The organism is Campylobacter hominis ATCC BAA-381, assembly GCF_000017585.1.
Lineage (GTDB): Bacteria > Campylobacterota > Campylobacteria > Campylobacterales > Campylobacteraceae > Campylobacter_B > Campylobacter_B hominis.
In genome coordinates this window covers 645,164-671,278 of the sequence record NC_009714.1, presented here as the reverse complement: position 1 = coordinate 671,278, position 26,115 = coordinate 645,164, and the positions used below count along the sequence as shown (strand labels likewise).

Below are 26,115 nucleotides of genomic sequence, written 5' to 3'. Positions count from 1 at the left end.
TCCTTTTAAAATTTCGCAAAATTGTATCAAAATTCAGTTTTTAAAAGGCTAAATTTGATATAATCCGAAAATTTAAGGAAAGATATTTATGAAAAGACTTGCAGTTGCATTTTCAGGTCCGTCAAACAGCGGCAAAACCACTTTAATAAGAAAAGTAGCAAAAAACTTTATAGACTTAGGATACAAGGTTGTAATAATAAAACACGATCCAAAAGACAAAGCAAGTTTTGATGTCGAAGGAAAAGATAGTTTTAAATTTAGCGAAATCGGCGCTGATGTGGTTGTGATGAGTCCAAAAAGAACAACATATTTTTGTAAAGAATATATGGAGTTAAGCTCGGTTATTTCAATGATTGCGGAGTTTGATTATCTTCTGGTTGAAGGACTAAAAACGCTTCCACTTCCTAGAATTAGCGTATTTCGCGATAAAATAGATGAGAGTTATTTGCCGTTTTCAAATGCAATTGCTACTGATTTAAACGGTGATTTCGGTATAAAAAATTTCGATATAAATGATTATTCAGGCATTTGTGAATGGATAAATAAAAACGCAAAAAAAGTATAAAATCAGTAAAATAAAATTTTTTACAAAAAAAGGATAAAAAATGAATGAAATATTTAAAACACTGCAAATAATAGCTAAAAAAATCTCCGAAGAAGTAAAATATGCGGATTTCGGCTACACAAATCATCAAAACTCGACAGGCGATACGCAACTTAAACTGGATGTAAAGAGTGACTCGATTATAGAAGCCGAATTTCGTAAAATTTCAAGTGTAAAATCTCTTGTCAGCGAAGAAAAAGAAGATGAACTTGTGCTTAACGAAAACGCTAAGTTTATCATAGCTTATGATCCGCTTGACGGCTCATCTTTGGTCGATGTAAATTTTGCCGTAGGCTCTATTTTCGGAATTTATGAAAACGAAATCAAAGCTGAAAATTTAAAGGCTGCAGCTTATATAATATACGGTCCGCGCCTTGAAATGGTATTTACAGACGGAAATGCACCGAAATTTTACAGACTTCAAAAAGACGGAAATTTTGCATTTATAAATGAACTTAAATTGGAAAATAAAGGCAAATTAAATGCAACCGGAGCGACTCAAAAAAATTGGAGTCAAACTCATAGAAATTTTATAAGAAGTCTTTTTGATGAAGGATACAGACTAAGATATTCAGGTGCAATGGTGGCGGATTTACATCAAATTTTAATGAAAAAAGGCGGGATTTTCAGTTATCCGGCCACAAGCGATCATCCAAACGGCAAACTTCGTGTAAGTTTTGAAGTTTTACCTTTCGCATTTATTTATGAAAAAGCCGGCGGCGCCACAAGCGACGGTAAATCACAAAGTTTATTCAGCATTAAAATTTCAAAAATTCATCAGACAACACCTTGCTTTTTTGGCTCAAAATATGAAATAGAAAGGCTGCACGAAATTTATGGATAACCTTGAAAACGAGTTTAAAATAAAAACCAAAGCACTGCTTGAATGTAGACAAAACAAAAATTTCAAAAGTTGCAGTCAATGTGATGAAATTTTAGAATGTAAAATAAGAAAAGATTATGTAAAAGCGACTTTTGACAAATTAGCCGGCACAAAAATCGACATCACAAAAACCGACGACAGCTCGGCACTTGAAAATTAAAGGACAAAAATGAAAAAATTTATCACAACTCCAATTTATTATGTAAATGATATTCCACATATAGGACACGCTTATACAACCATTATTTGTGATACTTTGGCACGTTTTTACAGATTGCAGGGATACGAGACATTTTTTCTGACAGGCACTGACGAACACGGTCAAAAAATAGAAGAAGCCGCTAAAAAACATGGAACTTCTCCAAAAATTTATGCCGATGCAGTAAGTGCGAAATTTCGCTCTTTATGGGATTATTTTGACATCAGCTACGATCATTTTATAAGAACAACCGATGAATATCATATAAAAACCGCTCAAAACGCATTTGAAATTATGTTCGCAAACGGCGATATTTACAAAGGCGAATACGAAGGATATTATTGTGTGAGCTGTGAAAGTTTTTTCCCTGAAACGCAACTGATTGACGGAGAGTATTGCCCTGATTGCGGTAAAAAAACTCAAATTATAAAAGAAGAAAGCTATTTTTTCAGATTGTCAAAATACACGGACAGACTTCTAAAATGGTATGAAGATGAAGAAAATTGCATTTTACCGCGTGGCAAAAAAAATGAAGTCATAAGCTTCGTAAAAAGCGGACTTAAAGATCTTTCAATCACAAGAACGAGTTTTGATTGGGGTATAAAATTACCGGAAAAGCTTAATGATCCTAAACACGTAATGTATGTATGGCTGGACGCGCTTATAAATTATCTATCAGCACTTGGATATACACAAAACGGCGAAAAAATGGATTTTTGGAATGACACAATTCATATTGTAGGCAAAGATATTTTACGTTTTCACGCCGTTTATTGGCCTGCATTTTTAATGAGTTTGGGGCTTCCGCTGCCAAAACACATAGCAGCCCATGGCTGGTGGACAAGAGACGGTAAAAAAATGAGTAAATCGATAGGCAATGTCGTAAATCCGAAAGAGGTGGCGGATGCTTACGGATTGGAGCAATTCAGGTATTTTCTATTGCGCGAAGTTCCTTTCGGACAAGACGGCGATTTTAGCCAAAAAGCGATTATTTCACGCATAAACTCGGAACTTGCAAATGATTTGGGAAATTTGTTGAACAGAATCATCGGTATGAGCGAAAAATATTCAAATTTTAAAATAAACTCAAAAGATGTTTTGAAATTTTACGCAGATGAGATGAATGAGACAAAAAACTATTTAAAAAATGCTGTTGAAAATTTAGAAGAAGTAGCTACGAGCAGGTATTTGGAAGAGCTTTTTAAAGCATTAAATCTTGCTAATTCAAGTATCACAAAATATGAACCTTGGAAAATGATTAAAAACGGCGAAAATGAAAAAGCGCTCGCGCTTGTAGCTTTAGTTGCAAATATTTTAGCAAAAGTCGCTGTGTTATTAAGCCCTGCAATGCCGCAAACTGCAAAAAAAATAGCAACTGCGTTAAATTTTAAAATAAATACCGCCATTTATAATAAAATTATCGTAAATGGCGAATTGCTGGATTTTTTAGCGCAAAAAACGCAGCCTCTTTTTAATAAAATGGAACATGAGTTAATGGCAAAACCTACAGAAGAAGCGAAAACAAAAGAGCAAAATACTGAAAAATCGACACAAATAAAAATAGATGATTTTAAAAAATGCGAAATAAAAGTAGGCACGGTCTTAGAATGCGAAAATATCGAAGGCAGCGAAAAATTATTGAAATTTAAAATAGATCTTGGCGAAAGTGCGCCACGCCAAATCATAAGCGGAATAGCGAAATTTTATGAAGCGAAATCGCTAATCGGTAAGCAAGTTTGCGTATTGACAAATCTGAAACCGGCTAAAATTTTCGGACACATAAGCGATGGCATGATTTTAAGCGCGGAAAGTTCTGAAAATGGCGAACGAAAACTTACTTTAATCGGTACTCACGCAAACACAAAAAATGGAGCTGTGATAGGATAAATGGACATTTTAAATCTAAATAGACTGGTTTTCGGCGAAATTTTAGGAACGCCTGCGATTAGCAGAATATCCGGTTTTACTTTTACTCCGCACAAAAACTGCAAAAATCTTGCATTTATCGCCTTAAACGCCACGCAAAACGATATAAAAACAGCTGTTTTAAACGGCGCATATGCGGTGATTTTTGATAAAAATTTAGATTTAACGGGCGACGACGAAATCGCCTACATAAAAGTAAATGATATAAATCTTGCAATTTCTCGCCTGATAACCTATTTCATAGCGTTAAAAAGTATAAAATTCGTGAAAATCAGCGAATTACAAAAAGATTTATTTAAAATTTTAAGTTTTCCAAAAAAATTAATATTTGCTCCTGATAATGAAGCCGAACTGCTTTTAAATGTTTATGAAATTGAAAATGAGACGATTTTTTTATGCAGCGATGAAATAATACTGAAAAATTTCGGTGGAAAATTTGAACAAATCTTACAGAATTTTGAATATGAACTGCTTTTTAAAGGTTCTATTTTTTTTACAAGTTTCATTTTTGACGAAATTTATTATCCTAATTTATCAATTTCAAGGTTTTTTTTACCTGAACTTTGTGGTATAATATCATTTTTAAACAAACATAAAATTGTTTTTAAAATCAAAGATACTAAAAGTTTAGCTCATTTTGAGCCGATTTTTGTAGATAAGTTTTTACAAATTCATCCATTTGGCGAAACTTATCACGCATTTTTAGTCGAAAAAGACAAAGATGTTTTTGTAAAAGCCGCGTGGTTTTTAAGGAGCGAGTTCAGCTCAAATATCGTTATTTGCGCTCCTTGGAACGAAGATTTCGGCGAATTGAAAATAGACTTTAGATTTTCAAATCTTAGCGCATTGCAAAATATCGGTGAATTTCATTACGCACTGATTTACGGTGATAAAGATGAAATTTTGCAAAATTTGACAACTTTTAAACAAACAGTAAGTTCACTTAAATTCTAGGAGAGAAAATGAAAAATTTAAAATTTTTAATTTTATTTTTACCTTTATTGTGCTTTTCAAGCGATTTTTGCAAAAGTGAGTTCGGACAAAAATTTACAAAGCAATTCAATCAAAATTTGCCAAAAAATACCCGAAATTTTGAAAGTCTAATCGGTTTCAAATGTGAAAATGAGAAATTTATACTTACTTATAAATTAAAACAAGGCGAACAAATAAACTTTGATCCGCTAAACAAAGATCAAGTTGCAGCAGTTTCACAAATAAAACAAATCTTTTTAGATGATTTATATTGTTATGATGAAATTTATGCGCCGATTTCCACATTTATCAAAGAAATCGATGAAATTTATCTATTGGAAGATAATAAAACTTATATGAAAATAAGTACCAATAAAAATAAATGCCAATTTTAAAATTTACAATTTAAAATTAAAATACCGCAAATTTTAAAAGGAAATTTATGAAAAAATCAATAGTTTTATTTTTTTGCGCTTTAAATCTTAATGCCGGTCCGCTTGATTTTGAAACACTTAGTGCAGATTTTACTCAAAGCGTACAAAGCGGAGAAGCTATGATAAAATATACAGGCAACTTCAAAACAACAAAAAATCATACATTTTGGCACTATCAAAGTCCGAATTTAAAAGATATATATTTCAGTTTGGATCGCATCGTAATAATCGAACCTGAATTGGAACAGGCAATAATGACAAAAGTACAGGAAGCGCCGAATGTTGCTGAAATTTTAAAAAATGCAAAGTTAAAAAATGGTTCTTACAAAGCCGAATTTGACGGAATAGAGTATTTTATAAAATTTGACAATGATAAATTAAAAAGCATAAACTATACCGATAAACTTGATAATAAAATTGTATTAAATTTCTCAAATGTAGATAAAAACGGCAAAATTCCAAACGAAACTTTTATTCCAAAAATTCCTCAAAATTTTGATATTATAACCCAATAAAAAAAGCGCACAAAAAAAACGTGCGCTTCAAGTATTAAAATAAAAAATCTTAATGTTCTTCGTCTACTACGACAGCACCAGCCAAATAAACGTAACTTAAAACCATAAAAATGAAAGCTTGCAAAATAGCCATAAAGCTTAAAAGCGCATAAGGTATCATAGGAACCAAAACAGGCGCTAGTGTAAGCATAACAAGTAAAAACAGATCGTCGCCTTTAATATTTCCGAAAAGACGGAATGATAATGAAATAATTCGCGAAAGATGCGAAATAACTTCAATCACAAACATAAACGGAGCTATAGCTTTAACAGGACCGCAAAAACCGGCAAAATATTTTATAAAACCTTTTTCTCTGATACCTTCAAAATGATAATAAAAAAATACGCAAAGTGTAAGTGAAAGCGTAAGATTTAAACTGGCTGTAGGTGCTTCAAAACCAGGAATTAATCCGATTATATTGCTTAAAAATACAATAAAACCGATTGTTGCGATAAGCGGCATATATTTTCTTGCAAGTTTTTCACTACCCATAGCATCCTTACCAAGCGCTATAACGCCGCTAAGATATGCCTCGATAATATTTTGAAGACCACGTGGAACCAAGCGCATAGATTTAGTAACTGCAACTGCTATAAACATCGTAATAGCCACAACTAAAAGAAAGTGAAAAATATAAATCGCCGTGTGATCATAACCGAACAACGAACCCCAAAAAAGAAAAATATCTTTTAACATCAACAAACCTTAAACATAAAAATTTCAGTATTTTATCAAACAAATCGTTAAATTTTGCTTTAAAAATCAGGCTTTAAAATAAAAGTCATAAACAAGTTTCAAAGTCGTCAAAAATACCACAAAAAGAAATATCGCTTTTATAAATTTTGCATCTTTTTTGATAGCCAGATTCGATCCGAAATATCCGCCAAGTATTTGACCTGCCGCCATACAAAGTCCTACAACCCATAAAATTTGTCCGCCTACTAAAAAAACTGCCAAAGATACTATATTTGAGACGAAATTTAAAACTTTTGTATGCGCAACCGCTTTTTTCATACCAAGTCCCAATAAACCGATCAGTGCAAAAGTCCAAAATGAACCTGTTCCTGGTCCGAAAAATCCGTCGTAAAAACCAAGTACAACTCCAAAAACAGTATAAAATACTTTTATACTCATTTTCGCTTTAACTTCATTTACACCAAGATTCGGTGAAAAAATTGTATAAATTAAAATTGCAAAAAGCAAAACAGGAATTATATAATTCAAAAATTTGGCATTTACGAAAAGCACCAAAGTAGTCCCGATGACGGCTCCTACGAATGTCCAAAATATTCCTACCCAAATTTCTGAAAAATTTACAAAACCTTTTTTTGCAAAATTCGCAGCCGCCGTAAAAGTGCCGAATACTCCTTGAAGTTTATTTGTAGCAAGAGCCGCGTGTGGCGGAATTCCGGCTGCAAGCAATGCCGGCAAACAAATAAGCCCTCCTCCGCCTGCGATAGCGTCTATAAAGCCGCCGAAAAAAGCGGCTACAAAAAATAAAATATAGTGATAAATCTCAAATTCCATTTTATTACCTTTTTTATTTTGAATTTTTTAAAATTTCGCCGATTTCGCCGCTTTGACCCAATCTATAAAGCGCAAAATCATATTTTATCGGATCGTTTGCATCAAATTCGCGCAAGTTTTGAGTGATTTGCATAACAGACTTAAAATCATAACTTTTTCGTTTGCAAAGTCCTAAAGCAAGGCAGACACGGTGTGTATGTACGTCAAGCGGAATAAGCAAATCTTTTTTATCGATTTTGGAAAACAGCCCCAAATCAATGTCGCTATCTCTCACCATCCAGCGCAAAAACATATTATAGCGTTTATACGGGCTTTTAGGTTCGTCTTCAAAAGTGTGACCGAAAAAAAACTCATAACCTTGCGAACGATAATCATTTAACGAATAAATCGTTTTTATCAAATTATTTATGCCGTCAATGATTTGAGCGCTGTTTTGCATACCTTTTAAAATTTCTTCTTCAATACTGAAATTTTGCGAAAAACGCTTCAAAGTTATAAAAATTTCAGCCGTATCGCGAGAATTTTCAAAGCGGTATTTCAAAGCGTTCATAGACTTTTTTATTTCTTCATCGCTTTTTTTAAGCAAATCAAAATCAAGTTTTTTAAGAAATTTTACAATAAGTCCTGCATTTCCATAAGCGAAAAGAGCGCAAATTAGCGCTATAATATCGTTATTTTGCACTTTTGCCACTTGTAAAGGATCTGGCGCATTAAATAAATTTTCATCACAATTTTTAAGATTTGCATGAAAATCCAAAAGCTCTTTTAAATTTTTCATTTTCTCTCCAAATAACTTAAACTCGTAGCCCCGAATTTACGCATTTTTATACATTCAAAATCAGCAATTTCGCTTGGAATTTTAATCTTGCTCATATGCTCAATACAAATCATTTTTACATTTTTAAATTCGCTTACATCGGCCATTAAAGTCAAAATTTTATCATAAATTCCATCAAATCCTCGCCTGATTTCAAACGGCGGATCAAAATAAAGAATAATTTCATCTTCCGATTTCGACAGGCATTGCGGTAATTTTTCGAAGCAATCACCCAAAATCGCGCGATTTTCACCAAAGTCAGCGCCCGTAATTTTAATAAAATTTTGTTTTAAAATTTCATAAGCTTTTTTATCTTTTTCAATTGCAATTACAGCTTTTGCACCGTTGCTTAAAGCTTCCAGCGCCATAACACCGCTCCCGCCGAAGCACTCTATAAAAACGCGTCCGCTAAGTTTGAAACGAATCGTATCAAAAAACGAACCTTTTACAATATTTTTTGTGCTTCTTGTAGTTGCAAGACTTGGAAGCGTGAGTTTTTTCCCGCGAAAAATTCCGCTGCTTATAACCGCATTAAGCATTATTTTTCCTTAAAATTTCCAAAATTTCGGCTTTAAAATTTTCAAATTTTTCTAAAATTTGACTTTCCAAACTGCTTGACACGCTGAAATTTTGAGAATTTTGAATTGTAAAATAAAATTCGCTCAAGGCATCTTTAAGCTGTTCGGGCGAAAAAGGAATCTTTAGATAAGCGGAATTTTCTCCAACCAAAAATGCCTTCTTTTGCGTATTTTCGGTATCATCAGTAACGACAAAATCACATTCATTTTCATCGCTAAGATATTTATCCAAAAAAAGTTCAAAAGTCTTTTGAAGCACGATACAGCTGCATTTTACACAAATTTTCATTTCACCCCCTAAACTCTATCATATTAAAACGTGAAAATTCATTTAACAGGTGGTTTAATTGAAGTTTTGCATTTTCATATGCGGTTTTTGAATGTTTTAAAAACATTTCCAAAATTTCTACGGCGCCAAAATCGACAAGAGCTGTGCTTTGCTTTTTAAAATCAAACATTTTAGAAGAATTTTCTTCAAAAGCCGCCTTTAAAATTTCAAAATTTACATCATATGTAATATCACTGACGCCATAAAATTCACTTAAATTTTCAATTTCAAAAAAATCAAAGACTTCATGTTTTTTATAAACTCTTAACGAAAAATCATTTTTTGCGCGCATTTGACCATAATCAAACGCTATAAATGCAAAATTTTCGGCACTTTTTCGCATATCGTTTGCAAAATCAAAATAACCAAGCGGAATTTCGCCTTTTTTAATTTTGAATTTTTGCGCAAAATCTAAAATTTCATCATCAGCTTTTTTAAATTCATATTTGTGATTTTCTACAAAAAGAATTTTATCAACGTCTAAAATTTCACATTTAAAGGCGTCAAAAAGTTCGTTTGCTATGAAAATTGCATTTTTAAATTTCGCTTTATCAAACGAGCTGAAATGCGAAATTTTAACTTCATCGCCGAATCTTTTTTTAAAATTTTTATTTTGTAAGTCTCTTAAATTTTCATGCGGTTCAATAATCGCAAACTCAAAATTCGCAAGCCTTTCAGGACTGAACGTAAAAATTCCTTGTATAATGTCGGCAAGCAAATAGCCTTCATTTGCACCGATTTCCACAATAAAAATTTTACCTTCAAAATTATTTGCCAATTTCAAAATTCTTTTTGCAATGCAAATTCCAAAAAGCGAGCCTACGCTTACAGCAGTATAAAAATCGCCTTTTTTACCGATAGGCGTGGCTTTAGCATAATAATTTCCATTCAGCCACGCCTCAAAATAATCGCTAAATTTCATCAAGTGCTTTACAAAGACGCGATATTCCCTCTTTAATATCACTTTTTTTGATATTTAAAGGCGGTAAAAATCTTAATGTTTCAGTTCCGCTTTTTAAAATTAAAACTCTGTGTTTTAAGGCATTTGTGTAAATTTTTGAAAGATTATTTGCATCTTTCAGCACAAGGCCTTGCATAAGTCCAAGGCCGACGCGTTTTTCAAAGATTTCAGGATAAAGCTCAACCAATTTGTTAAGTTTTTTTTCAAATCTTGAAATTCTTCGCGCAAGTTTGCCTGATTTTTGTAAATTTTCAAGCTCATTTAAAACAGCCAAAGACGTATTTGTCGCAAGAAAATTTCCACCGAAAGTGCTACCGTGATCGCCTGGAGCAAAAATGTCTTTATCACAAACGCAAGCTCCTATAGCAACGCCGCCGGCCAAACCTTTTGCAAATGTAATAATATCAGGAGTTATACCGTAAATTTGAGACGTCGCAAATGCTCCCGTGCGATAAACACCACATTGAACCTCATCGGTTATTAAAAGTAGATTTTTTTCCTTTAAAACCTCCGCAAGTTTTACGACTTTATCCACTTCAAGCGGCTTTATTCCACCTTCTCCTTGAATCAGTTCTATCATTACGGCAACAGTTTTTTCATCAATGTTTGAAATTATCTCATCAATATCGTCAAAAAATTTAAAACCGTCTATATAAGGAGCAAAAATATCAGGATGAAATTTATCTTGTCCCGTAGCTTTTAAAGTAGCCATTGTGCGACCGTGAAATGAATTTTTAAGAGTTAAAATTTCATATTTTTTTTCTTTGAAATTTTCGGTACCGTATTTTCTTGCAAGTTTTATAGCGGCTTCATTCGCCTCGGCTCCTGAATTACAGAAAAACGTATAAGTATGGCGTTTCAAAAGTTCACTTATCTTTTGCGCCGCTCTTTCTTGAGGCAAAATTCTATATAAATTTGAACTGTGAAGAATTTTACCGCTTTGTTCGCAAATTGCATTTACAACAGCTTTATTTGCGTGTCCTAAAGAATTTACGCCGATTCCTGCAGCAAAATCAATGAATTCCCGTCCTTTATCATCAATAACTCTAGCGCCTTTACCACGCACAAAAGCAATATCTGCTCTGACATAGTTATTCATCAAAAAACTCATTTTTCATACCTCACTTCCGGCAAATGCCAAGATTTATAATATGCAAACATCCTGAAAATCACACCTGCAGTAAACAGCAACATAATAAAATATATATTTGTAGCGCCAAATTTATCCATAAAAAAATAAATAAACCCTACAAGCATACTTATCGTACCGTAAAGCCCGGTATGAAGCATCCATGGTATTTCATTCAAAAGAACATCTCGTAAAATACCGCCTCCGGCTCCATTACAAAATGCCAACAGAATAACTCCGAAAATATTATATTCATAATGTAAAGCAACCATCGCACCGACAATAGAAAAACTAACCAGATCAATGGCATCGCTCATAATAAAAAGCGGCTTTTTTTCGATTTTTTCATGCTTGCTGACTTTATAAAATTTCATAACACCGCAAAAAATAATCATAATAATTACGTTCAAACCGGGCAAATAATGCGTAAATGAATATATCGGTCTGCCTACTATCATATCACGCAAAATTCCACCGCCTAAAGCCGTCAAAAAAGAAGCTATAAAAATTCCGAGCCAATCGCATTTTTTGCGAACCGCAAATAAAAATCCGCTCACTGCAGCCGAGGCGATGCCGATATTTTCTAAAATAAGCAAAATATCTACGCTCAATTAAATGCCTTTTTTATTTAAAATCAATGTTGTATTCTATAATAAATTGATTGAAAATTTAATAAATTTATTAAAAATTTATAAACTATATGGTATAGTAAAATCTTTTTAAAATACAAAAGGAGCTTATTTTATGGCGACTTCCAAAGATATTTTCAGTCAAATCGAGAAATTTTTCAGTGAAAATCAAAAAAATTATGTAACTTTTGAGCGTTTAATTAAATTTTTTGATAAAGCGCCAACATCCACTCAAGTAAAAAAAATTGAAGATTTGGCGAAAAATTTTAAAATCAAGCTTATTTCGTCGGCAGAAATTGCAAAGATAAAAAATATTGAAGATTTAAAGCGTATCAAAGAACGTGAAAAAAAAGCGAAAAGCGAGCTTGAAAAAAACGATGATTTTGATATCGCAAGTGATAATGAACTTTTGGAATGGAGCCGCTCTGATAGTCCTGTACGTATGTATTTACGAGAAATGGGCGCAGTTGATCTGCTAAAAAAAGAAGAAGAAATCGAAATCAGTAAAAAAATAGAACTTGGCGAAGATATCATAATTGACGCATTTTGTTCGGTACCTTTTTTAATTGATTTTATTTTGGCTTACGAAGAGCCGCTTATAAACCGTGAACGCCGTGTAAAAGAACTTTTCAAAAATTTCGATGAAAATGAAGAAGAAGAAAACGAAGAAGAAATCGAAGAAGACGAAGAGAATGAAGAAGAAAACGTGGCAAATAAAAAAGCTAAAATTTCAAGACGCAATGATAAGAGAGCTGAAAAAGTAATGAAAAGCTTTAAAGCGCTTGAAAAAGCAAAAAAAGACTGGGTAAAATATGCTGACAAAAATAAGTCGGATATTTTTGATATGAATAAAAAAACATTGCTTCAAAAATTAAATCTTACATTTAAAAAGAAAATCTTAAAAGAAAAATTGATGGATTTGGGACCTACCAGCAAACTGATAACCGAAATTGTAAAATCAATTGAAAAGGCCCTAAAAAGCGATACCGAATTTGCACGCGAATTAAAACGGCTTGAATATAAAATTCCGCTTATAAACTTGCCTGATCACAGAAAAAGGCACGAAGAAATTTTAAAAGATATAATTTCTCTTTCAAAAGATGAAATTTCTCAAATGGTATTTGAAAATACAACCGTTTCAACATATATGGATATAAAACGACTTTTCCAAACACGCGAAGCTAGCAAACAGGGATTTAACATCGATCCGGATCGTTTAAAACAAATTTTGGAACAGATAAAACGCGGTAAGAAAATTTCCGATGAAGCAAAATCTTTGATGGCAAAATCTAATTTACGCCTTGTTGTAAGCATCGCTAAACGCTATACAAATCGAGGTCTTCCGTTTTTAGATTTAATTCAGGAAGGAAATATCGGACTTATGAAAGCTGTAGATAAATTTGAATACCGAAAAGGATATAAATTTTCTACTTATGCTACCTGGTGGATTCGTCAGGCAATAAGTCGTGCAATTGCCGATCAAGCACGCACAATCCGTATTCCAATCCATATGATTGAAACTATAAACAGAATAAATAAAATTAATAGAAAATATGTCCAAGAAAACGGGAAAGAGCCCGATATCACGATTTTGGCCAAAGAAGTTGGGCTTAGCATCGATAAAATCAAACAGGTAATTAAAATAACAAAAGAACCGATTAGCCTTGAAGCTCCTGTCGGTAACGAAGACGACGGAAAATTCGGCGATTTCGTAGAAGATAAAGGAACTATTTCTCCGATTGATCAAATTTTGAAAAACGATTTGAAAGAACAAATAGACAAAGTTCTGGATCAATTGAATGAGCGCGAAAGAGCGGTAATTCGTATGAGATTTGGACTTTTAGACGATGAAAGCGACAGAACATTGGAAGAAATCGGCAAAGAACTAAGTGTAACTCGCGAACGTGTTCGCCAAATCGAAGCAAGCGCCATAAAAAAATTAAAGCACCCGAAAGTCGGCCGTGATCTTAAAAAATATATAGAAAGCTGAATTTTAAAAATTTATAGTGAAATTTTAAAAATTTCACTATAAATACTAATTTTAAATTGCCGACAAAATATAAAATTTAAATCGACTTTACTCTTAAGTTTTTACCGAAATAACTACGCGGATTTTTATCCTTTAATGAAATTTTATATTCAAACTCGCACTTTTTTAAACTTAAATTATAAATTCTATACATTTATATTTAAAGATTTTTTACTCTAATAAAATTAAATTTATTAACGAATTTTGTTAAGATAATTTTTTATAAAAACAGCTTTTGAAAACAGAATATAATCGCATCTTTTTAAAACTTTTAAAAAATACATTTTTATGATTTAAAAAATTTATTGATGCGACATAAAATTAATCGCTAAAAATTTATTTTTTATTTTAACATTGCAAATGCGCAAAAACGCGATTTAGTATGGTTTCTACGATATGAATAAAAATTCTCATCACAATGCGTACAAATTTTACTTATTTGTATTTTTGTAATTGAAAGTGCGCTAAATTCGGCTTTTATAGCTTCAATCATATCAAAATTCCTTAAATTTTGCGCACAACGAAATTTTTCAAACTCACCGAGATTTAAATCTGAAATTTCATAGCAGCTTCCTTTTATATTCGGTCCTATAAAAGCCTGTAAATTGCAAATTTTTGAACCGTAATTTTTACTCATCTCAAGTGCCGTTTTACTTACAATTTTTTGCATCACACCTTTTCTGCCGGCATGAATTGCTGCAACTGCGCCTTTTTCTTCATCAATAAGCAAAATCGGAGTGCAATCAGCCAGTAAAACACAAACACAAACGCCTTTTAAATTTGAAATAACGGCATCAAATGCAGGAAAGATTTCAAAGTTTTTTCCATTAAAATTTTCCAAAATTTTATAATAATACGCCAAATTTTTCTCATTTAAAATAAAAATTTTATCGCTGTGAATTTGATTTAAAAATATTAAATTTCTAGGCACTATTTTAAGCGTTTCAGCCAAATTTTCTCTATTTTTTAAAGCTTTGCTGATATCGCCGTTAGTGTGAATTGCCAAGTTTCCGCAATTTTTGTTGCTCCAACCTAAAATAGCTTGTTCGGTATTTAAAACAGGTTTGAAAATCGCTCGACCTGTTCCCAAGTTAACCCTTTTTTAAAATTTAGTGCTCTTGCTACATATCGCATCAAAAGATCGGTTTCTACATTTACTTTTCTACCTATATAAAACTCACCAAATAGCGTGTTTTTCATCGTTATCGGAATAATTGTAAGGCGAATTTCGTTTATTTGATCCATTATTTCATTTATTGTTAAACTGATACCATCGATTCCGATAGATCCTTTATTTGCTACAAATTTCATAGCTTCAGGCGTTAAACGTACAAAAAAATCGGTGCCGTTTTCGTTTTTGTTTATTTTCGTTATACTGCCTATAAAATCAATATGACCTTGAAGTAAATGCCCGTCTATACGATCTCCTAAACACATAGCAGGCTCTATATGAACTCTATTTTTAAAATTTTCCAATGCCAAAATTTTACGCGTTTCGGCTGAAAGCTCTACGCAAAAGCCGTCGTTAAAAAGTTTTACAACGCTTAAGCAAGCGCCGTTTACAGATATACTATCACCTAAATCAGGTCTGTATTTTGCCTTTAAATTTAAAAAATTTCCACTAAAACTTATAACTTCAGCGATTTCTCTAATCAACCCGTTAAACATCAAAACTCTTTTTATAAACAAATCCGCATTCACTAACTAAATTTTTATCACTTTGCGCGACATCTCCGCAAGTTGTCAAAAAATCACCCGTAATTGCTGAGTTTATACCGCCATTTAGCGCTGTTTTGACACTATTTTTAAGATTATTTCTACCGCCTGCAAGACGCAAAAAAACGTGCGGTAAAATAAGCCTGAAAATCGCAATAGAACGCAAAATTTCATCTACACAAAGCGGAGCGGAATTTTCAAGCGGTGTGCCTTTTATAGGAGTTAAAATGTTAATCGGCACGGAGCTTACTTTAAGATTTTTCAGTTCATAAGCCATATCAATGCGATCTTTTAAACTCTCGCCAAGACCGAAAATTCCGCCGCTACATACATCAAGACCGACACAAAGTGCTGATTTTATCGTATTTATACGATCATCATAGGTATGAGTGGTGCAAATTTTAGGAAAAAATTTGCGAGAAGTTTCCAAATTGTGATGATACGTTTTTACGCCAGATTTTTTAAGTTCGGCTAAAATTTCTTTACTGACGATACCGAAAGAGGCGCAAAGATGAAATTTGGTATGGCTCTTTAATTTTTTATAAATTTCTATAACTTTTTGCAAATCATCCTTTTTATGTAATCCTTTTCCACTTGCCACCAGCGAAAAACGCGCAACACCAGCATCATCATTTAATTTTGCAAGAGGCATAATTTTTTCAAAAGGCAAAATATCGTAGATTTCGCACTTTGTATCAAAATGTGCCGATTGCGCGCAATATTTGCAGTTTTCAGAACATTTTCCGGATTTTACATTTATAATGGAGCAAAAGTTAAAATAATTTCCGCAAAATTTAGCTCTCACTTCATTTGCAGCTTCTAAAAGTTCATTTAACGGCGCATTTTCAAGCTCGTAAGCATCTTCTATACATAAATTCCGCCCGTCTAAAATTTGATTTTTTATTTTTTGCAAATCCATTGTTTTTCCTTTAATTCATTATATCTAAATTTTATTAAATTTTTGATATAATTAAAATTTTGATTTTAAGGAAAAAAATGCAATATGATATAATCGTAATAGGTGGCGGACATGCCGGAATAGAAGCGTGTTTGGCCGCTGCAAGAATGGGTGCAAAAACACTTTTAATTACAATTTTAGCGGAACAGATTGGAGCTGCCAGCTGCAATCCTGCAATCGGCGGTCTTGCAAAAGGACATTTGGTAAAAGAAATTGATGCGCTTGGCGGTCAAATGGGCGTTTGCACTGATTTTGCAGGTATTCAGTTCAGAACTCTAAATGAAAGCAAAGGTCCTGCGGTTCGCGGTTCGCGCGCTCAAATAGATATGGATAGATATAGAATTTTTATGCGAAATGTTTTACTCAACACGTCTAATTTAAATATTTCGCAAGAAATTGCAACTGAAATTTTAACTGAAAATGACCAAATAACTGGCGTTAAGACGCATTTGGGAAATGTTTATGAAACAAATCGTTTAATAATAACCACAGGAACTTTTTTAAACGGACTTATCCATGTCGGGGAAAATAAATTAAGTGCAGGCAGAGTCGGAGAATTTCCAAGCATCAGATTAAGTCAAAGTTTAAAAAATTTAGGCTTAAAAATGGGTAGATTAAAAACAGGAACTTGCCCAAGAGTTGATGCTAAAACGATTGATTTTAGTGCGTTAGAACTTCAAAACGGCGATGCACAAGCTCACCCTTTCAGCTTTAAAACAAGATTTTTTGCAAATGAAATTGAAAAATTTACCAAAAATTTAAGTAAAAATTTTGATGAAAACGGCAATTTTAATCCAACGCAAATTCCTTGCTATATAACTTACACAAATGAAAAAACGCACGAAATAATAAGAAACAATTTTGATCGCGCTCCACTTTTTACAGGACAAATTCATGGAATTGGGCCAAGATATTGCCCAAGTATTGAAGACAAAATAAACAAATTTGCAGATAGGGACAGACATCACGTATTTGTCGAACCTCAAACAGCAGAAGCCAGTGAATACTATCTAAACGGACTTTCTACAAGCTTGCCTTATGATGTACAAGTAGAGTTTTTGCATTCGGTTAAGGGTTTTGAAAATGCAAAAATTGTAAGACACGGATATGCGATAGAATACGATTTTGTGGAACCTACGGAATTAAAACATTCGCTTGAAACAAAAAAAATTAACGGTCTTTATTTGGCAGGTCAGATAAACGGCACAACAGGATACGAAGAAGCCGCGGCACAAGGGCTAATCGCAGGTATAAACGCCGCTCTTGACATACAAAATAAAGCACCTTTAATTTTACGAAGAGATGAAGCTTATATCGGTGTTTTGATTGATGATTTAGTTACAAAAGGGACAAAAGAGCCTTACAGAATGTTTACATCGCGTGCTGAATTTCGCCTGCTTTTGCGAGAAGATAACGCAATTTTTAGATTGTCAGGATATGGACATGATATAGGACTTATAAAAGACTATGAATTTGATGAAATTTCAAGACGGAAAGCGCAAATACAAAAAGGTATAAATTTCTTATTAAACAACGTGATAACACCTAATAAAGAAAATCTTGCCAAACTGAAAAGCCTTGGAGCTGATGCTATCAGCCAAAATACAACTTGGCAAAAAATCGTAGGCGGCAAAAATTTCAGTGCAGAAAAAATTAGAGAAATCGATTCGATGTTTGTTGATTTTAGCGACGATGAACTAAGCGAAATTCTAACTGAATGTAAATATTATTTTTATATTCAAATGCAAAAAGATGAAGTCGCAAAGATGAAAAATATGCTTAATACTAAAATTCCGACCGAACTTGATTTCAGTAAAATTTCAGGTCTTAGCAACGAAATCATAGAAAAATTAAACAAATTTAATCCGCCGACTCTTTTTGCAGCAAGCGAAATAAGCGGAGTTACACCGGCTGCGATAGATATTTTACATATTTATATAAAGCAATTTAAAGGTAAATAAAATTTGGTAAATACGAAAATTACAAATTTAAAAAAATATCTTTTTAAAAAGCGTATTGAGGCTATTTTAAATAGATTTATCAAAAGTGCAATTGTTGAACCTAAAGGAATTATCAAATATGCTGTAAATTACCTTAAAAACGCCGATAATAAAAGTAAAGATTCTATTTTATCTTATCATAAGATTTACGACGCAAAAAATAAATGCTTTAAAAAAACTTTATAAATTAAATAAAAAGGATAAAAATGACATTTTCACAGATTATTTTGACGCTTCAAAAATATTGGAATGAACAAGGCTGCATTATAGTACAACCTTACGATATGCCTGCAGGCGCAGGAACTTACCACTGGGCGACTTTTTTAAGAAGTCTTGGTAAAAAACCTTGGAAAGCGGCTTATGTCGCACCTTCGCGCCGCCCTACAGATGGTAGATACGGTGAAAATCCAAACCGCCTTGGTGCATATTATCAATTTCAAGTAATTTTAAAACCGAGTCCTGATAACATTCAGGAACTTTATCTGAAAAGTCTTGAAATTTTAGGACTCGATATTAAAAACCACGATATACGATTTGTAGAGGATAACTGGGAAAGCCCAACTCTTGGCGCTTGGGGGCTTGGTTGGGAAGTTTGGCTTGACGGTATGGAAATTACTCAATTTACATATTTTCAACAAGTAGGCGGCATTCCTTGCGAACTGATAAGCGGCGAAATTACATACGGTTTGGAGCGACTTGCTATGTATTTACAGGATATTGACAACGTATATGATATCGTTTGGGATGATAACGGCGGTCACAAAGTGCTTTACGGCGATGTGCATAAACAAAGCGAGTTTGAATTCAGTAAATACAATTTCGAGCTGGCCGATACTAAAATGCTTTTTACGCAATTTGACAACTGCTTTAAAGAGTGTAAAAGAATTTTAGAGCAAAAATATATTAAAGACGGCGTCGAATTGGATGGTTTAGCACTTCCTGCATATGATTATTGTATGCTTGCAGCTCACACATTCAACGTTTTGGATGCAAGAGGCGCGATTTCTGTGACTCAAAGACAAGATTATATCTTAAAAATCAGAGAACTTGCCAAAGGATGTGCGCTTGCTTACAGCAAAAATTCAGCTCAAATTTCATCAAAAAAAAGATAAAAAAGGAAATGTATGAAAATAGCTGAAATTTATGAAATTTTAAACAGTGTTGCACCGTTTGAAATGCAGGAGAATTGGGATAACAGCGGACTTTTGCTTGGTGAAATGAATACACAGATAAAAGGCAAAATTTATCTTAGTCTTGATTTGGACAGCGATTTGATTGAAAATGCTGAGGAAAATTCGCTTTTTATAACGCACCATCCGTTGATTTTTGGTGGCATAAAAGTTATAAATCCGCTAAAATTTCCAGGAAATTTAATATATAAAATGATAAAGAAAAATATATCTTTGATATCCGTACATACGAATTTTGATAAATGCGTGCTAAATCAATTCGTAGCCACAAAAATTTTAGGTTATGAAATTTATGACAAGAAAGATTTTTTAATATTTATGCGATCTCCTTTTGAAAGTTTCAGCGCGCTTTGCAAAGATGTAAAAGAGAAATTCGAGCTTGAAAATCTACGCGTTACGGACAGCAAAAAAAAGATAAAAACTATCGCGTTTTGCACCGGAAGTGGAAGCGAGCTGCTTGATGATTTAGACATTGATTGTTTTATAACGGGAGATTTGAAATATCACACAGCTTTGCAAAGTCTGGAAAACAGGATTAGTTTAATCGACATCAACCATTTTGAAAGTGAGCGCTATTTTGGGCTCTCTCTCGCACCTTTCTTGCAAAAATTTAAAAGTCAAGTTATAATTAGCAATTCAAAAAATCCATTTCAATACATTTAAAGGAAAATTATGAATAAATATTTAGAACAACTGGTCCAACTCAGTGAATTTGATAAAAAACTCGATTCTTTTGAGCCGGAAATAAAAAAAGTAAATGCGACACTAAAAGCAAAAAAATCTCAAATAGATGAAATAAATAACGATATGCAAAACATAGAAGCTCAAATAGCCGATTTAAAAAACGAAATCGTGCAAACAAATGCTCATATCAGCGAATTTGCAACAAAAATCAAACATGCAAACAAAAAATCAAACTCGATAAAAACTGAAAAAGAGTTAAAAGCGCTAAGCGTGGAAGAAGAAATAGCAAAAGAACAACTTGAAGCCGCAAACGAGGAAATTGAACGATTTGAAAGTTTAAAAGATCGCAAAAGCGAAGAAAAAACAGAGCTTGAAGCCAAAAAAACAGAGCTTGAAAAAGAGTATAAAGAGCTTGAAAAAAGTGTATCAGGCAAACTTGAAAAAATAGAAAAAGATAAAAACAAAGTCGGCGTGCAAAAAGAAAAATTATTAAAAGATGTAAATGAAAAAATTGTTGTATTTTACGAAAAAATACGCAAGTGGGCTGGAAATACAGCTGTTGTACCTGTACGTAAACAAGCCTGCTACGGCTGTTTTATGAAAATAAACGATAAAACTTATTCAGCCGTCGTAAAAAGCGACGATATCGTAACCTGCCCGTATTGCGGCAGAATTTTATATAAAGAAGCCTAGTGTTCTACACACTTTTCACTTTTTTGGCGTGGCTTTTGGCTGCGCCGTTTTTACTTTTGGCAAGTATGGCGCGTAAATACCGCAAAAGCTTGCCTGCAAGATTTTTTTTAATAAAAAATCCACCTTTAAAACCCGCTAAAATTCATTTTCACGTTTGCAGCTTAGGCGAAGCTGTAGCGATTAAAAACTTAGCTTTGAAATTTAACGATTTCAGTGTTTCCGTAATAACAGCGACCGGATTTAACGCGGCCTTGAAATTTTGCAAAAATGTGCGTTTTTTGCCGTTTGAAAATTTTTTGCCGTTTTGGTTAAAAAAATCCGAAATTTTAGTAATTTTTGAAGCCGAACTTTGGCTGAATTTAGTCCGCAGTGCAAAAAAAAACGGCACATTTGTAGTGCTTTTAAATGCCAGAATGAGTGATAGAAGTTTTAAAAGATATAAATTTTTTAAGTTTTATTATAAAAAAGTATTTGAAAATATTGATTTGGTGCTGGCTCAAAGCGATAAAGACGCATTACGTCTTGAAATTTTGGGAGCTGAAAATATTAAAATTACAGGAAATATAAAAAGTGCGAATTTCAGTAAGCCGACTAAAAATTATGCCAAATTCAAAGAGCGTTTAATAGTCATCGCAAGTACGCACGAAGGCGAAGAAGAACTTGTTTTAAACAACCTTGAAATAAATCAAAACGATAAAATTATCTTAGCGCCAAGACATCCTGAAAGATTTAAAAAAGCTGGCGAAATTTTAGCAAAATATGCAAAAAAAAATGCTCTTAAATTTGAAAAATTCAGTCAAAATTCAGATTTAAAAAGCGAGTGTATTTTGCTTGATACGTTGGGCGAACTTGTAAATTTTTACGCTATTGCCGATGTCGTGATACTTTGCGGCAGTTTTGTAAATAATGTAGGCGGACACAATCCTATTGAGCCTGCATATTTTGGCGCAAAAATCATAAGCGGAAAATATTTTTATAACCAAAAAGCGCTTTATGGAATTGTAAAAAACATAGAAATTTGTGAAGCGACTGAAATTTCAAAAGCCATAAAAAAATCGCGTCGCAGTGAAATTTTAAACATATCAAATTTAGACGAAATCAAAAAAATAATCGAGGAAAAAAATGGAAAAAGCATATAAACTTTTAGCTAAACAGGAAAATATTTCAAATAATGAAGCAAAAGACTTGATTGATGCGGGTCTGGTGAGCGCAAAGGGACAAATTCTAAAGGTTGCGCGAGCCGAAATGAGTGAAAATACAAAATTCAGCGTGCAAAAAGTTGCAAAACCGGCTATCGTATTTGAAAATGACGATATTTTAGTAGTAAATAAGCCGCCTTTTTTTGTAAGTGAAAAATTGGAAAAAATTTTTAAATTTAAACTTCTAAATCGCCTTGATAAAGAAACAAGCGGCATTGTGCTGCTTTATAAAAATGAAGAATTTAAAGAGCGTGCCATAAAAGAATTTAAAAATATGCGCGTTAAAAAAACATATATCGCAATCGTTCAGGGCATTGTCAGCGAAGAGATGGAATTTGATGAGCCGATTTTAACGATTAAAGGAAAAACAGGTGCATTTTCAAGGATTTCGCCTCACGGCAAAAGCGCGATCACGCGCATTTTTCCACTGATGATAAGCGGTAAAAAATCTCTTGTGAAAATAGAAATTGATACAGGTAGAACTCATCAGATAAGAGTTCATCTCTCAAACGCCGGATTTGGAATAATAGGCGATGAAAAATACGCCAAAAACAGCTCGAAAAGAATGTTTTTACACGCTTATGAACTTGAACTTCTAGACTTAAAATTTCGCGCAAAAATTCCAAACGATTTTAACGTATTCGGATTTGAAATAGGAAAAGAAATTTAAGTTTTCAAATATAAAAATCTGAAATTTAATTTATTTTAATAATTTTAATATTGAAATTTCGTCGGCATTTTAAATTTAAACTGATTTTAAAAACGAAAATCTTTCAGATTTTTAGAAACTAAAATCAAAGAAATTTGACTTTTTATCTTAATGAAAAACGACAAAAATATTTAAAATTTAAAGTATTTAAGAAAATCAAATAAATTGAAATTTTAATAAAGTGTGAAAAAATGTCTAAATCTAGTGAAAACTGATAAAAATCACTTTGTAAAATGGATAAAAACTTTCCGTATTGAAATTTAATTCAGTTTTTTTGCCAAATAGCCGTTTTAAATAAATTTTAACATTTTGGTTTAATTGACACTGAATAAAATTTTAAAGTAAAAGATTGTAAAAATAAATTTTTTGAGATAATACTGAAATCCGCGCAGTATAGTTATATCAAGCTTAATAATAGAAAATTTTAACGGAAAATTTAAAGTAAATTAATCTATTATATTGCGATAAAAATATTTTTATTTTTATCGCTGATTTTTTAAAAATAATAAATTTCAACGGCAAAAAATATTAATTTTACTTTTAAAATCATCTATAAAATCATTTTCATTTGCTTTATTATAAAATTTCACTCCGATTATTTTAAAATTCTTATCGTCAATTTCAAAATTAGATTCTATATTAAGTAAAAAACTATTTTTCCAATTATCCTGCTTTAGAAAATTGTTGCCTTTAGGTTCTATAAAAAATGGTTTATTTCATCTCTCGCCAAAATTTCGTTAAAAAACAACTCATTATTTTTATCGTCATCTCTGCTTTGGTCCCCTTTTAAAACGCAGTCTTTGAATGGAAAACTAAGCACCACATCATCATTTCGTGACAAAAATTTATTTGAAACGCTAAGACCGATTTTGTTACTGAATTTTGTATAACTGTCAAGCAGGAAATTTTTATCATCTATATAATCAATAAAAGTTTTTTGTTTGAAAATCCAAATATCATTTTGCAGTTTTTCAAAAAATAGCTCTTTAAATTTGCTGTTTATGAGTAAATCTATCAAAATTTTATCATATTTAAGTGCACACTCTTTTATTTTTGATTTTAGAAGTTTGCCATCACTACTTAAAAAACAGGATTCATTTTTAAGCAAATTTTCTAAATTTTTTATATCCATTTTATTTCCTTTTTAAAATATGCAAATTGTATCAGAAATTTCAAAATTATTCTCACTTTTCATATCTGATGAAAAACTATTTAAACTTCAAATAAAATTTAAGATACTAAATTTTAAAATTTAAAAATCCGATCATTCAAAATGGTGCTTTTTCGATAAATCACTAAATTTCGTATCGGCGCTAAGTTCCGCTATTTCGCCGAAAATTGTGATTTTAGTCGCTGTTTTTTTAGCGATTTTTAGAATTTTATCTCTGTTTTTCTTTGCAAAAGTAAATAAAATTTCATATTCTTCGCCGCTAAAAAGCTCATCTTTGCTTAAATTTTTTAAAAATTTTATTCCGGCGCCGTTTTTTTCTAAAAGACGCGAAAGATCCTGACTGAGTCCGTCACTGATATCCATCGCGGAAGTAGTGAATTTGGCAGCTTTATAAAAAAAATCAGATTTTAAATCAGGTGTTATAAATTTTGAGTTTTCATCTATTTTTCCGCCATTTTCCAAAATTCCGAAATCTTTAATCACGCTTCCCAAATTTCCTGTAAAAGCTATAAAATCACCTATTTTGGCGCCTTTTCTAAAAACGGCTTTTTTTGTCTTTGATATAATTGTAACCGAAATAGAAATTCTATCGCCGCTAATCGTATCACCGCCGATAATTTTTATATTAAATTTTTTGCAAATATCCAAAAAACCGCCGCAAAGTTCGTCAATCTCGCTAATGCCGATCTCTTTTGGCAACTCAAGTCCTAAAAGTGCATATTTCGGGCGCGCATTCATAGCGACGGCATCCGAAATATTTACAAGCATACTTTTTACGGCAATTTGTCTTAAACTAAGCCAAGATCTCTTAAAATGGATATTTTGAACAAATAAATCTTTGCTAAAAACCCATTTTCCTACGAGAGCCCCGTCATCTCCGTTTTTTTTATCTGAAAATTTCTCAAATATATATCTTTCTTTGTCCAAATTTTACCCTTAAAAATGCTAAAATACTAAAAAAGCTTGCCGTAAAAACGCCGATAAAACTATAAATTTTATCACCGCTGATTGCTGCTGTAAGCCCGCAAGCTCCACCGCAAACCATAGCAAGCAACATTATATTTTTATCCGTTTTACCGTTAAAAATAATGGCAAAAAACAGTGCCGTAACAACGCCCGTCGCAAAAATATCATTTGCAGCGAATAGATAATCCAGTATGCCGAATTCTTCACCAAAAATAGTTAAAACATATGAAATCGCTCCAAAAATCAAAACAAATACTCTGTGAATTTTGATATTTTCGCTTTTTAAAACATCATAACAAAATATGCTTGAAGCTGTAATCAGACAGGTATCGGCCGAACTTATAATGGCACTAAGAAGTCCTAAAAGAAGCAAAATTCCAAGTACCGGCGGAAGTGCATTAAAAAGCGTCGTTGTAAGCAATTCTCCACTTTTTGAATCATTTAAAGAAATTGTTCCGAAAGCGATAATAACGATCAAAAATGCTGAAAAAACCATTCCGGCTACGCCAAAAATCGCGCCTTTAAACGCGGTATTTTCGTCTTTTGCACTAAAAATGCGCGAAAAAAGCGCAGGATCTATGATATAAACAAGCCCTTGAATCAGCAAATAGTAAAAAATCAAATCGTAGCCGAATTTGTCATTCACAAACTCGATTTTTAAATTTGAAAAAAGATTAACGGGCTGCATCAACATCCAGATAAGCACTGCAATCAAACTTATAATAACGATTAAATACTGATAAACGTCGCTTTTAATTACGCTTTTTTGACCGCCAAGCATCGTGTAGATGACGATAACGATAGCGCCTATAATTACACCGTTATTTACATCAAAAGCCGCTAAAATTTTACCTGTTGCGATAAATTGAGCCGCTAAAATGGCAAACCACGCGATAGTTATAATGACGGCGCTTATTTTTCTCGCCTCTTTTGAAATATATACTTCGCAAATCTGCGGAAGTGTCAAAGCGCCGGTTTTACGAAGTTTTTTAGCAAAAACAAATGCCAAAATGCTAAGTCCGAAAGCTCCTGCTAAAAGCCACCAAATAGCAGGAAATCCGAATTTCGCCACATTGGCCACAAGTCCTATCGTAGCGCTGGCTCCGATACAGCTCGCCATAATTGAAAATCCGATTTTAGTGGCATTTGCACTACGATTTGCCACTAAAAATCCCTCAAGCCCGTCTTTTTTTCTAAAATCCCAAAAACCTATACCGAAAAGAAAAACAGCATAAATAATCAAAATAATCATATTTTG

General features: G+C 32.6%; 28 protein-coding genes. 14 read left to right on the top strand and 14 right to left on the bottom strand.

Annotated features, from left to right (window positions below; all coding sequences use genetic code 11):
* The first annotated feature begins 88 nt into the window (after window positions 1-88).
* From mobB to lolA, 7 genes are read left to right on the top strand one after another with little or no spacing between them, the layout of a single operon-like run.
* A complete protein-coding gene (mobB, locus tag CHAB381_RS03470) occupies window positions 89-565 on the top strand; it encodes a molybdopterin-guanine dinucleotide biosynthesis protein B (RefSeq protein WP_012108598.1) in 477 nt (158 codons plus the stop codon).
* A gap of 40 nt (window positions 566-605) precedes the next feature.
* Window positions 606-1,448: a class 1 fructose-bisphosphatase gene (locus CHAB381_RS03465; protein ID WP_012108597.1), complete on the top strand. Its 843-nt coding sequence runs from the start codon at window positions 606-608 to the stop codon at window positions 1,446-1,448.
* Complete coding sequence (locus CHAB381_RS03460; protein WP_012108596.1) at window positions 1,441-1,647, top strand: hypothetical protein; 207 nt, start codon at window positions 1,441-1,443, stop codon at window positions 1,645-1,647. The genes CHAB381_RS03465 and CHAB381_RS03460 overlap by 8 nt, the downstream gene beginning before the upstream one ends.
* A gap of 9 nt (window positions 1,648-1,656) precedes the next feature.
* Complete coding sequence (gene metG, locus CHAB381_RS03455) at window positions 1,657-3,573, top strand: methionine--tRNA ligase (RefSeq protein WP_012108595.1); 1,917 nt, start codon at window positions 1,657-1,659, stop codon at window positions 3,571-3,573.
* Window positions 3,574-4,566: a hypothetical protein gene (locus tag CHAB381_RS03450; RefSeq protein WP_012108594.1), complete on the top strand. Its 993-nt coding sequence runs from the start codon at window positions 3,574-3,576 to the stop codon at window positions 4,564-4,566.
* Window positions 4,567-4,574: 8 nt separating this feature from the next.
* A complete protein-coding gene (locus CHAB381_RS03445; RefSeq protein ID WP_012108593.1) occupies window positions 4,575-4,979 on the top strand; it encodes a hypothetical protein in 405 nt (134 codons plus the stop codon).
* Between the two features lie 47 nt (window positions 4,980-5,026).
* Window positions 5,027-5,533 carry a LolA-like outer membrane lipoprotein chaperone gene (gene lolA / locus CHAB381_RS03440; RefSeq protein ID WP_012108592.1) on the top strand — a complete coding sequence of 169 codons (507 nt, stop codon included), beginning with the start codon at window positions 5,027-5,029 and terminating at the stop codon, window positions 5,531-5,533.
* A 49-nt stretch (window positions 5,534-5,582) separates the two neighbouring features.
* Here the strand turns inward: lolA and CHAB381_RS03435 are convergent, their stop codons facing one another.
* The 8 genes from CHAB381_RS03435 to CHAB381_RS03400 form a co-directional block, all read right to left on the bottom strand.
* A complete protein-coding gene (locus CHAB381_RS03435) occupies window positions 5,583-6,269 on the bottom strand; it encodes a F0F1 ATP synthase subunit A (protein WP_012108591.1) in 687 nt (228 codons plus the stop codon).
* A gap of 66 nt (window positions 6,270-6,335) precedes the next feature.
* A complete protein-coding gene (locus CHAB381_RS03430; protein ID WP_012108590.1) occupies window positions 6,336-7,100 on the bottom strand; it encodes a TSUP family transporter in 765 nt (254 codons plus the stop codon).
* 13 nt (window positions 7,101-7,113) lie between these two features.
* Window positions 7,114-7,878: a TIGR02757 family protein gene (locus tag CHAB381_RS03425; protein ID WP_012108589.1), complete on the bottom strand. Its 765-nt coding sequence runs from the start codon at window positions 7,876-7,878 to the stop codon at window positions 7,114-7,116.
* The gene (gene rsmD / locus CHAB381_RS03420; RefSeq protein ID WP_012108588.1) at window positions 7,875-8,456 is read right to left on the bottom strand and encodes a 16S rRNA (guanine(966)-N(2))-methyltransferase RsmD; all 582 of its coding nucleotides are present in this window, start codon (window positions 8,454-8,456) and stop codon (window positions 7,875-7,877) included. Before rsmD ends, CHAB381_RS03425 begins: the two co-directional genes overlap by 4 nt.
* Window positions 8,449-8,784, bottom strand: coding sequence for a hypothetical protein (locus CHAB381_RS03415; protein WP_012108587.1), 336 nt, complete (start codon window positions 8,782-8,784; stop codon window positions 8,449-8,451). The genes rsmD and CHAB381_RS03415 overlap by 8 nt, the downstream gene beginning before the upstream one ends.
* 1 nt (window position 8,785) lies before the next feature.
* Window positions 8,786-9,745, bottom strand: a complete 960-nt coding sequence (locus tag CHAB381_RS03410) for an SAM-dependent methyltransferase (protein WP_012108586.1) — start codon at window positions 9,743-9,745, stop codon at window positions 8,786-8,788.
* Window positions 9,735-10,895 (bottom strand): aspartate aminotransferase family protein, encoded by a 1,161-nt coding sequence (locus CHAB381_RS03405; RefSeq protein ID WP_012108585.1) that lies wholly within the window; start codon window positions 10,893-10,895, stop codon window positions 9,735-9,737. Before CHAB381_RS03405 ends, CHAB381_RS03410 begins: the two co-directional genes overlap by 11 nt.
* Window positions 10,892-11,524 (bottom strand): trimeric intracellular cation channel family protein, encoded by a 633-nt coding sequence (locus CHAB381_RS03400; protein ID WP_012108584.1) that lies wholly within the window; start codon window positions 11,522-11,524, stop codon window positions 10,892-10,894. Before CHAB381_RS03400 ends, CHAB381_RS03405 begins: the two co-directional genes overlap by 4 nt.
* Before the next feature lie 133 nt (window positions 11,525-11,657).
* On the opposite strand from CHAB381_RS03400, the gene rpoD reads away from it, so the two are divergent.
* On the top strand, window positions 11,658-13,532 hold the full coding sequence (gene rpoD / locus CHAB381_RS03395; protein ID WP_012108583.1) for an RNA polymerase sigma factor RpoD: 1,875 nt from the start codon (window positions 11,658-11,660) through the stop codon (window positions 13,530-13,532).
* 382 nt (window positions 13,533-13,914) lie between these two features.
* Here rpoD and CHAB381_RS03390 read toward each other — a convergent pair whose 3' ends face one another.
* The 3 genes from CHAB381_RS03390 to bioB are packed head-to-tail and all read right to left on the bottom strand — an operon-like array spanning window position 13,915 to window position 16,206.
* Window positions 13,915-14,661 carry a polyphenol oxidase family protein gene (locus CHAB381_RS03390; protein WP_012108580.1) on the bottom strand — a complete coding sequence of 249 codons (747 nt, stop codon included), beginning with the start codon at window positions 14,659-14,661 and terminating at the stop codon, window positions 13,915-13,917.
* Complete coding sequence (locus tag CHAB381_RS03385) at window positions 14,625-15,239, bottom strand: riboflavin synthase (protein WP_012108579.1); 615 nt, start codon at window positions 15,237-15,239, stop codon at window positions 14,625-14,627. Before CHAB381_RS03385 ends, CHAB381_RS03390 begins: the two co-directional genes overlap by 37 nt.
* The gene (gene bioB / locus CHAB381_RS03380) at window positions 15,232-16,206 is read right to left on the bottom strand and encodes a biotin synthase BioB (protein WP_012108578.1); all 975 of its coding nucleotides are present in this window, start codon (window positions 16,204-16,206) and stop codon (window positions 15,232-15,234) included. Before bioB ends, CHAB381_RS03385 begins: the two co-directional genes overlap by 8 nt.
* Window positions 16,207-16,283: 77 nt before the next feature.
* On the opposite strand from bioB, the gene mnmG reads away from it, so the two are divergent.
* The 6 genes from mnmG to CHAB381_RS03345 all read left to right on the top strand — a co-directional run bounded on the left by mnmG (window position 16,284) and on the right by CHAB381_RS03345 (window position 22,681).
* The gene (mnmG, locus tag CHAB381_RS03375; RefSeq protein ID WP_012108577.1) at window positions 16,284-18,206 is read left to right on the top strand and encodes a tRNA uridine-5-carboxymethylaminomethyl(34) synthesis enzyme MnmG; all 1,923 of its coding nucleotides are present in this window, start codon (window positions 16,284-16,286) and stop codon (window positions 18,204-18,206) included.
* A gap of 245 nt (window positions 18,207-18,451) precedes the next feature.
* Window positions 18,452-19,357, top strand: a complete 906-nt coding sequence (gene glyQ, locus CHAB381_RS03365; RefSeq protein WP_012108576.1) for a glycine--tRNA ligase subunit alpha — start codon at window positions 18,452-18,454, stop codon at window positions 19,355-19,357.
* Window positions 19,358-19,369: 12 nt separating this feature from the next.
* Entirely contained in the window at window positions 19,370-20,098 is a 729-nt protein-coding gene (locus CHAB381_RS03360) for a Nif3-like dinuclear metal center hexameric protein (protein WP_012108575.1), read from the top strand.
* A gap of 9 nt (window positions 20,099-20,107) precedes the next feature.
* Window positions 20,108-20,812 carry a zinc ribbon domain-containing protein gene (locus tag CHAB381_RS03355; protein ID WP_012108574.1) on the top strand — a complete coding sequence of 235 codons (705 nt, stop codon included), beginning with the start codon at window positions 20,108-20,110 and terminating at the stop codon, window positions 20,810-20,812.
* The gene (gene waaA, locus CHAB381_RS03350) at window positions 20,812-21,951 is read left to right on the top strand and encodes a lipid IV(A) 3-deoxy-D-manno-octulosonic acid transferase (protein ID WP_012108573.1); all 1,140 of its coding nucleotides are present in this window, start codon (window positions 20,812-20,814) and stop codon (window positions 21,949-21,951) included. The genes CHAB381_RS03355 and waaA overlap by 1 nt, the downstream gene beginning before the upstream one ends.
* Entirely contained in the window at window positions 21,935-22,681 is a 747-nt protein-coding gene (locus CHAB381_RS03345; protein WP_012108572.1) for a pseudouridine synthase family protein, read from the top strand. The genes waaA and CHAB381_RS03345 overlap by 17 nt, the downstream gene beginning before the upstream one ends.
* Window positions 22,682-23,417: 736 nt before the next feature.
* On the opposite strand, the gene CHAB381_RS03340 is transcribed toward CHAB381_RS03345, so the two are convergent.
* The 3 genes from CHAB381_RS03340 to CHAB381_RS03330 form a co-directional block, all read right to left on the bottom strand.
* Window positions 23,418-23,852: a site-specific DNA-methyltransferase gene (locus CHAB381_RS03340; protein WP_012108571.1), complete on the bottom strand. Its 435-nt coding sequence runs from the start codon at window positions 23,850-23,852 to the stop codon at window positions 23,418-23,420.
* Between the two features lie 132 nt (window positions 23,853-23,984).
* Window positions 23,985-24,818: a thiamine-phosphate kinase gene (locus CHAB381_RS03335; RefSeq protein WP_012108570.1), complete on the bottom strand. Its 834-nt coding sequence runs from the start codon at window positions 24,816-24,818 to the stop codon at window positions 23,985-23,987.
* Window positions 24,793-26,109 (bottom strand): sodium:solute symporter family protein, encoded by a 1,317-nt coding sequence (locus CHAB381_RS03330; protein ID WP_012108569.1) that lies wholly within the window; start codon window positions 26,107-26,109, stop codon window positions 24,793-24,795. Before CHAB381_RS03330 ends, CHAB381_RS03335 begins: the two co-directional genes overlap by 26 nt.
* Window positions 26,110-26,115 lie beyond the last annotated feature (6 nt).

What these genes read in the sequence shown, in the direction of transcription:
- mobB (WP_012108598.1), top strand. Translation starts at nt 89, where the DNA reads ATGAAAAGACTTGCAGTTGCATTTTCAGGTCCGTCAAACAGCGGCAAA.
- CHAB381_RS03355 (WP_012108574.1), top strand. Translation starts at nt 20,108, where the DNA reads ATGAATAAATATTTAGAACAACTGGTCCAACTCAGTGAATTTGATAAA.
- CHAB381_RS03360 (WP_012108575.1), top strand. Translation starts at nt 19,370, where the DNA reads ATGAAAATAGCTGAAATTTATGAAATTTTAAACAGTGTTGCACCGTTT.
- CHAB381_RS03425 (WP_012108589.1), bottom strand. Translation starts at nt 7,878, where the DNA reads ATGAAAAATTTAAAAGAGCTTTTGGATTTTCATGCAAATCTTAAAAAT.
- CHAB381_RS03460 (WP_012108596.1), top strand. Translation starts at nt 1,441, where the DNA reads ATGGATAACCTTGAAAACGAGTTTAAAATAAAAACCAAAGCACTGCTT.
- CHAB381_RS03430 (WP_012108590.1), bottom strand. Translation starts at nt 7,100, where the DNA reads ATGGAATTTGAGATTTATCACTATATTTTATTTTTTGTAGCCGCTTTT.
- mnmG (WP_012108577.1), top strand. Translation starts at nt 16,284, where the DNA reads ATGCAATATGATATAATCGTAATAGGTGGCGGACATGCCGGAATAGAA.
- CHAB381_RS03445 (WP_012108593.1), top strand. Translation starts at nt 4,575, where the DNA reads ATGAAAAATTTAAAATTTTTAATTTTATTTTTACCTTTATTGTGCTTT.
- CHAB381_RS03415 (WP_012108587.1), bottom strand. Translation starts at nt 8,784, where the DNA reads ATGAAAATTTGTGTAAAATGCAGCTGTATCGTGCTTCAAAAGACTTTT.
- CHAB381_RS03345 (WP_012108572.1), top strand. Translation starts at nt 21,935, where the DNA reads ATGGAAAAAGCATATAAACTTTTAGCTAAACAGGAAAATATTTCAAAT.
- CHAB381_RS03450 (WP_012108594.1), top strand. Translation starts at nt 3,574, where the DNA reads ATGGACATTTTAAATCTAAATAGACTGGTTTTCGGCGAAATTTTAGGA.
- CHAB381_RS03385 (WP_012108579.1), bottom strand. Translation starts at nt 15,239, where the DNA reads ATGTTTAACGGGTTGATTAGAGAAATCGCTGAAGTTATAAGTTTTAGT.
- rpoD (WP_012108583.1), top strand. Translation starts at nt 11,658, where the DNA reads ATGGCGACTTCCAAAGATATTTTCAGTCAAATCGAGAAATTTTTCAGT.
- CHAB381_RS03435 (WP_012108591.1), bottom strand. Translation starts at nt 6,269, where the DNA reads ATGTTAAAAGATATTTTTCTTTTTTGGGGTTCGTTGTTCGGTTATGAT.
- CHAB381_RS03405 (WP_012108585.1), bottom strand. Translation starts at nt 10,895, where the DNA reads ATGAGTTTTTTGATGAATAACTATGTCAGAGCAGATATTGCTTTTGTG.
- metG (WP_012108595.1), top strand. Translation starts at nt 1,657, where the DNA reads ATGAAAAAATTTATCACAACTCCAATTTATTATGTAAATGATATTCCA.
- CHAB381_RS03330 (WP_012108569.1), bottom strand. Translation starts at nt 26,109, where the DNA reads ATGATTATTTTGATTATTTATGCTGTTTTTCTTTTCGGTATAGGTTTT.
- lolA (WP_012108592.1), top strand. Translation starts at nt 5,027, where the DNA reads ATGAAAAAATCAATAGTTTTATTTTTTTGCGCTTTAAATCTTAATGCC.
- bioB (WP_012108578.1), bottom strand. Translation starts at nt 16,206, where the DNA reads ATGGATTTGCAAAAAATAAAAAATCAAATTTTAGACGGGCGGAATTTA.
- glyQ (WP_012108576.1), top strand. Translation starts at nt 18,452, where the DNA reads ATGACATTTTCACAGATTATTTTGACGCTTCAAAAATATTGGAATGAA.
- CHAB381_RS03410 (WP_012108586.1), bottom strand. Translation starts at nt 9,745, where the DNA reads ATGAAATTTAGCGATTATTTTGAGGCGTGGCTGAATGGAAATTATTAT.
- CHAB381_RS03465 (WP_012108597.1), top strand. Translation starts at nt 606, where the DNA reads ATGAATGAAATATTTAAAACACTGCAAATAATAGCTAAAAAAATCTCC.
- CHAB381_RS03340 (WP_012108571.1), bottom strand. Translation starts at nt 23,852, where the DNA reads ATGGATATAAAAAATTTAGAAAATTTGCTTAAAAATGAATCCTGTTTT.
- rsmD (WP_012108588.1), bottom strand. Translation starts at nt 8,456, where the DNA reads ATGCTTAATGCGGTTATAAGCAGCGGAATTTTTCGCGGGAAAAAACTC.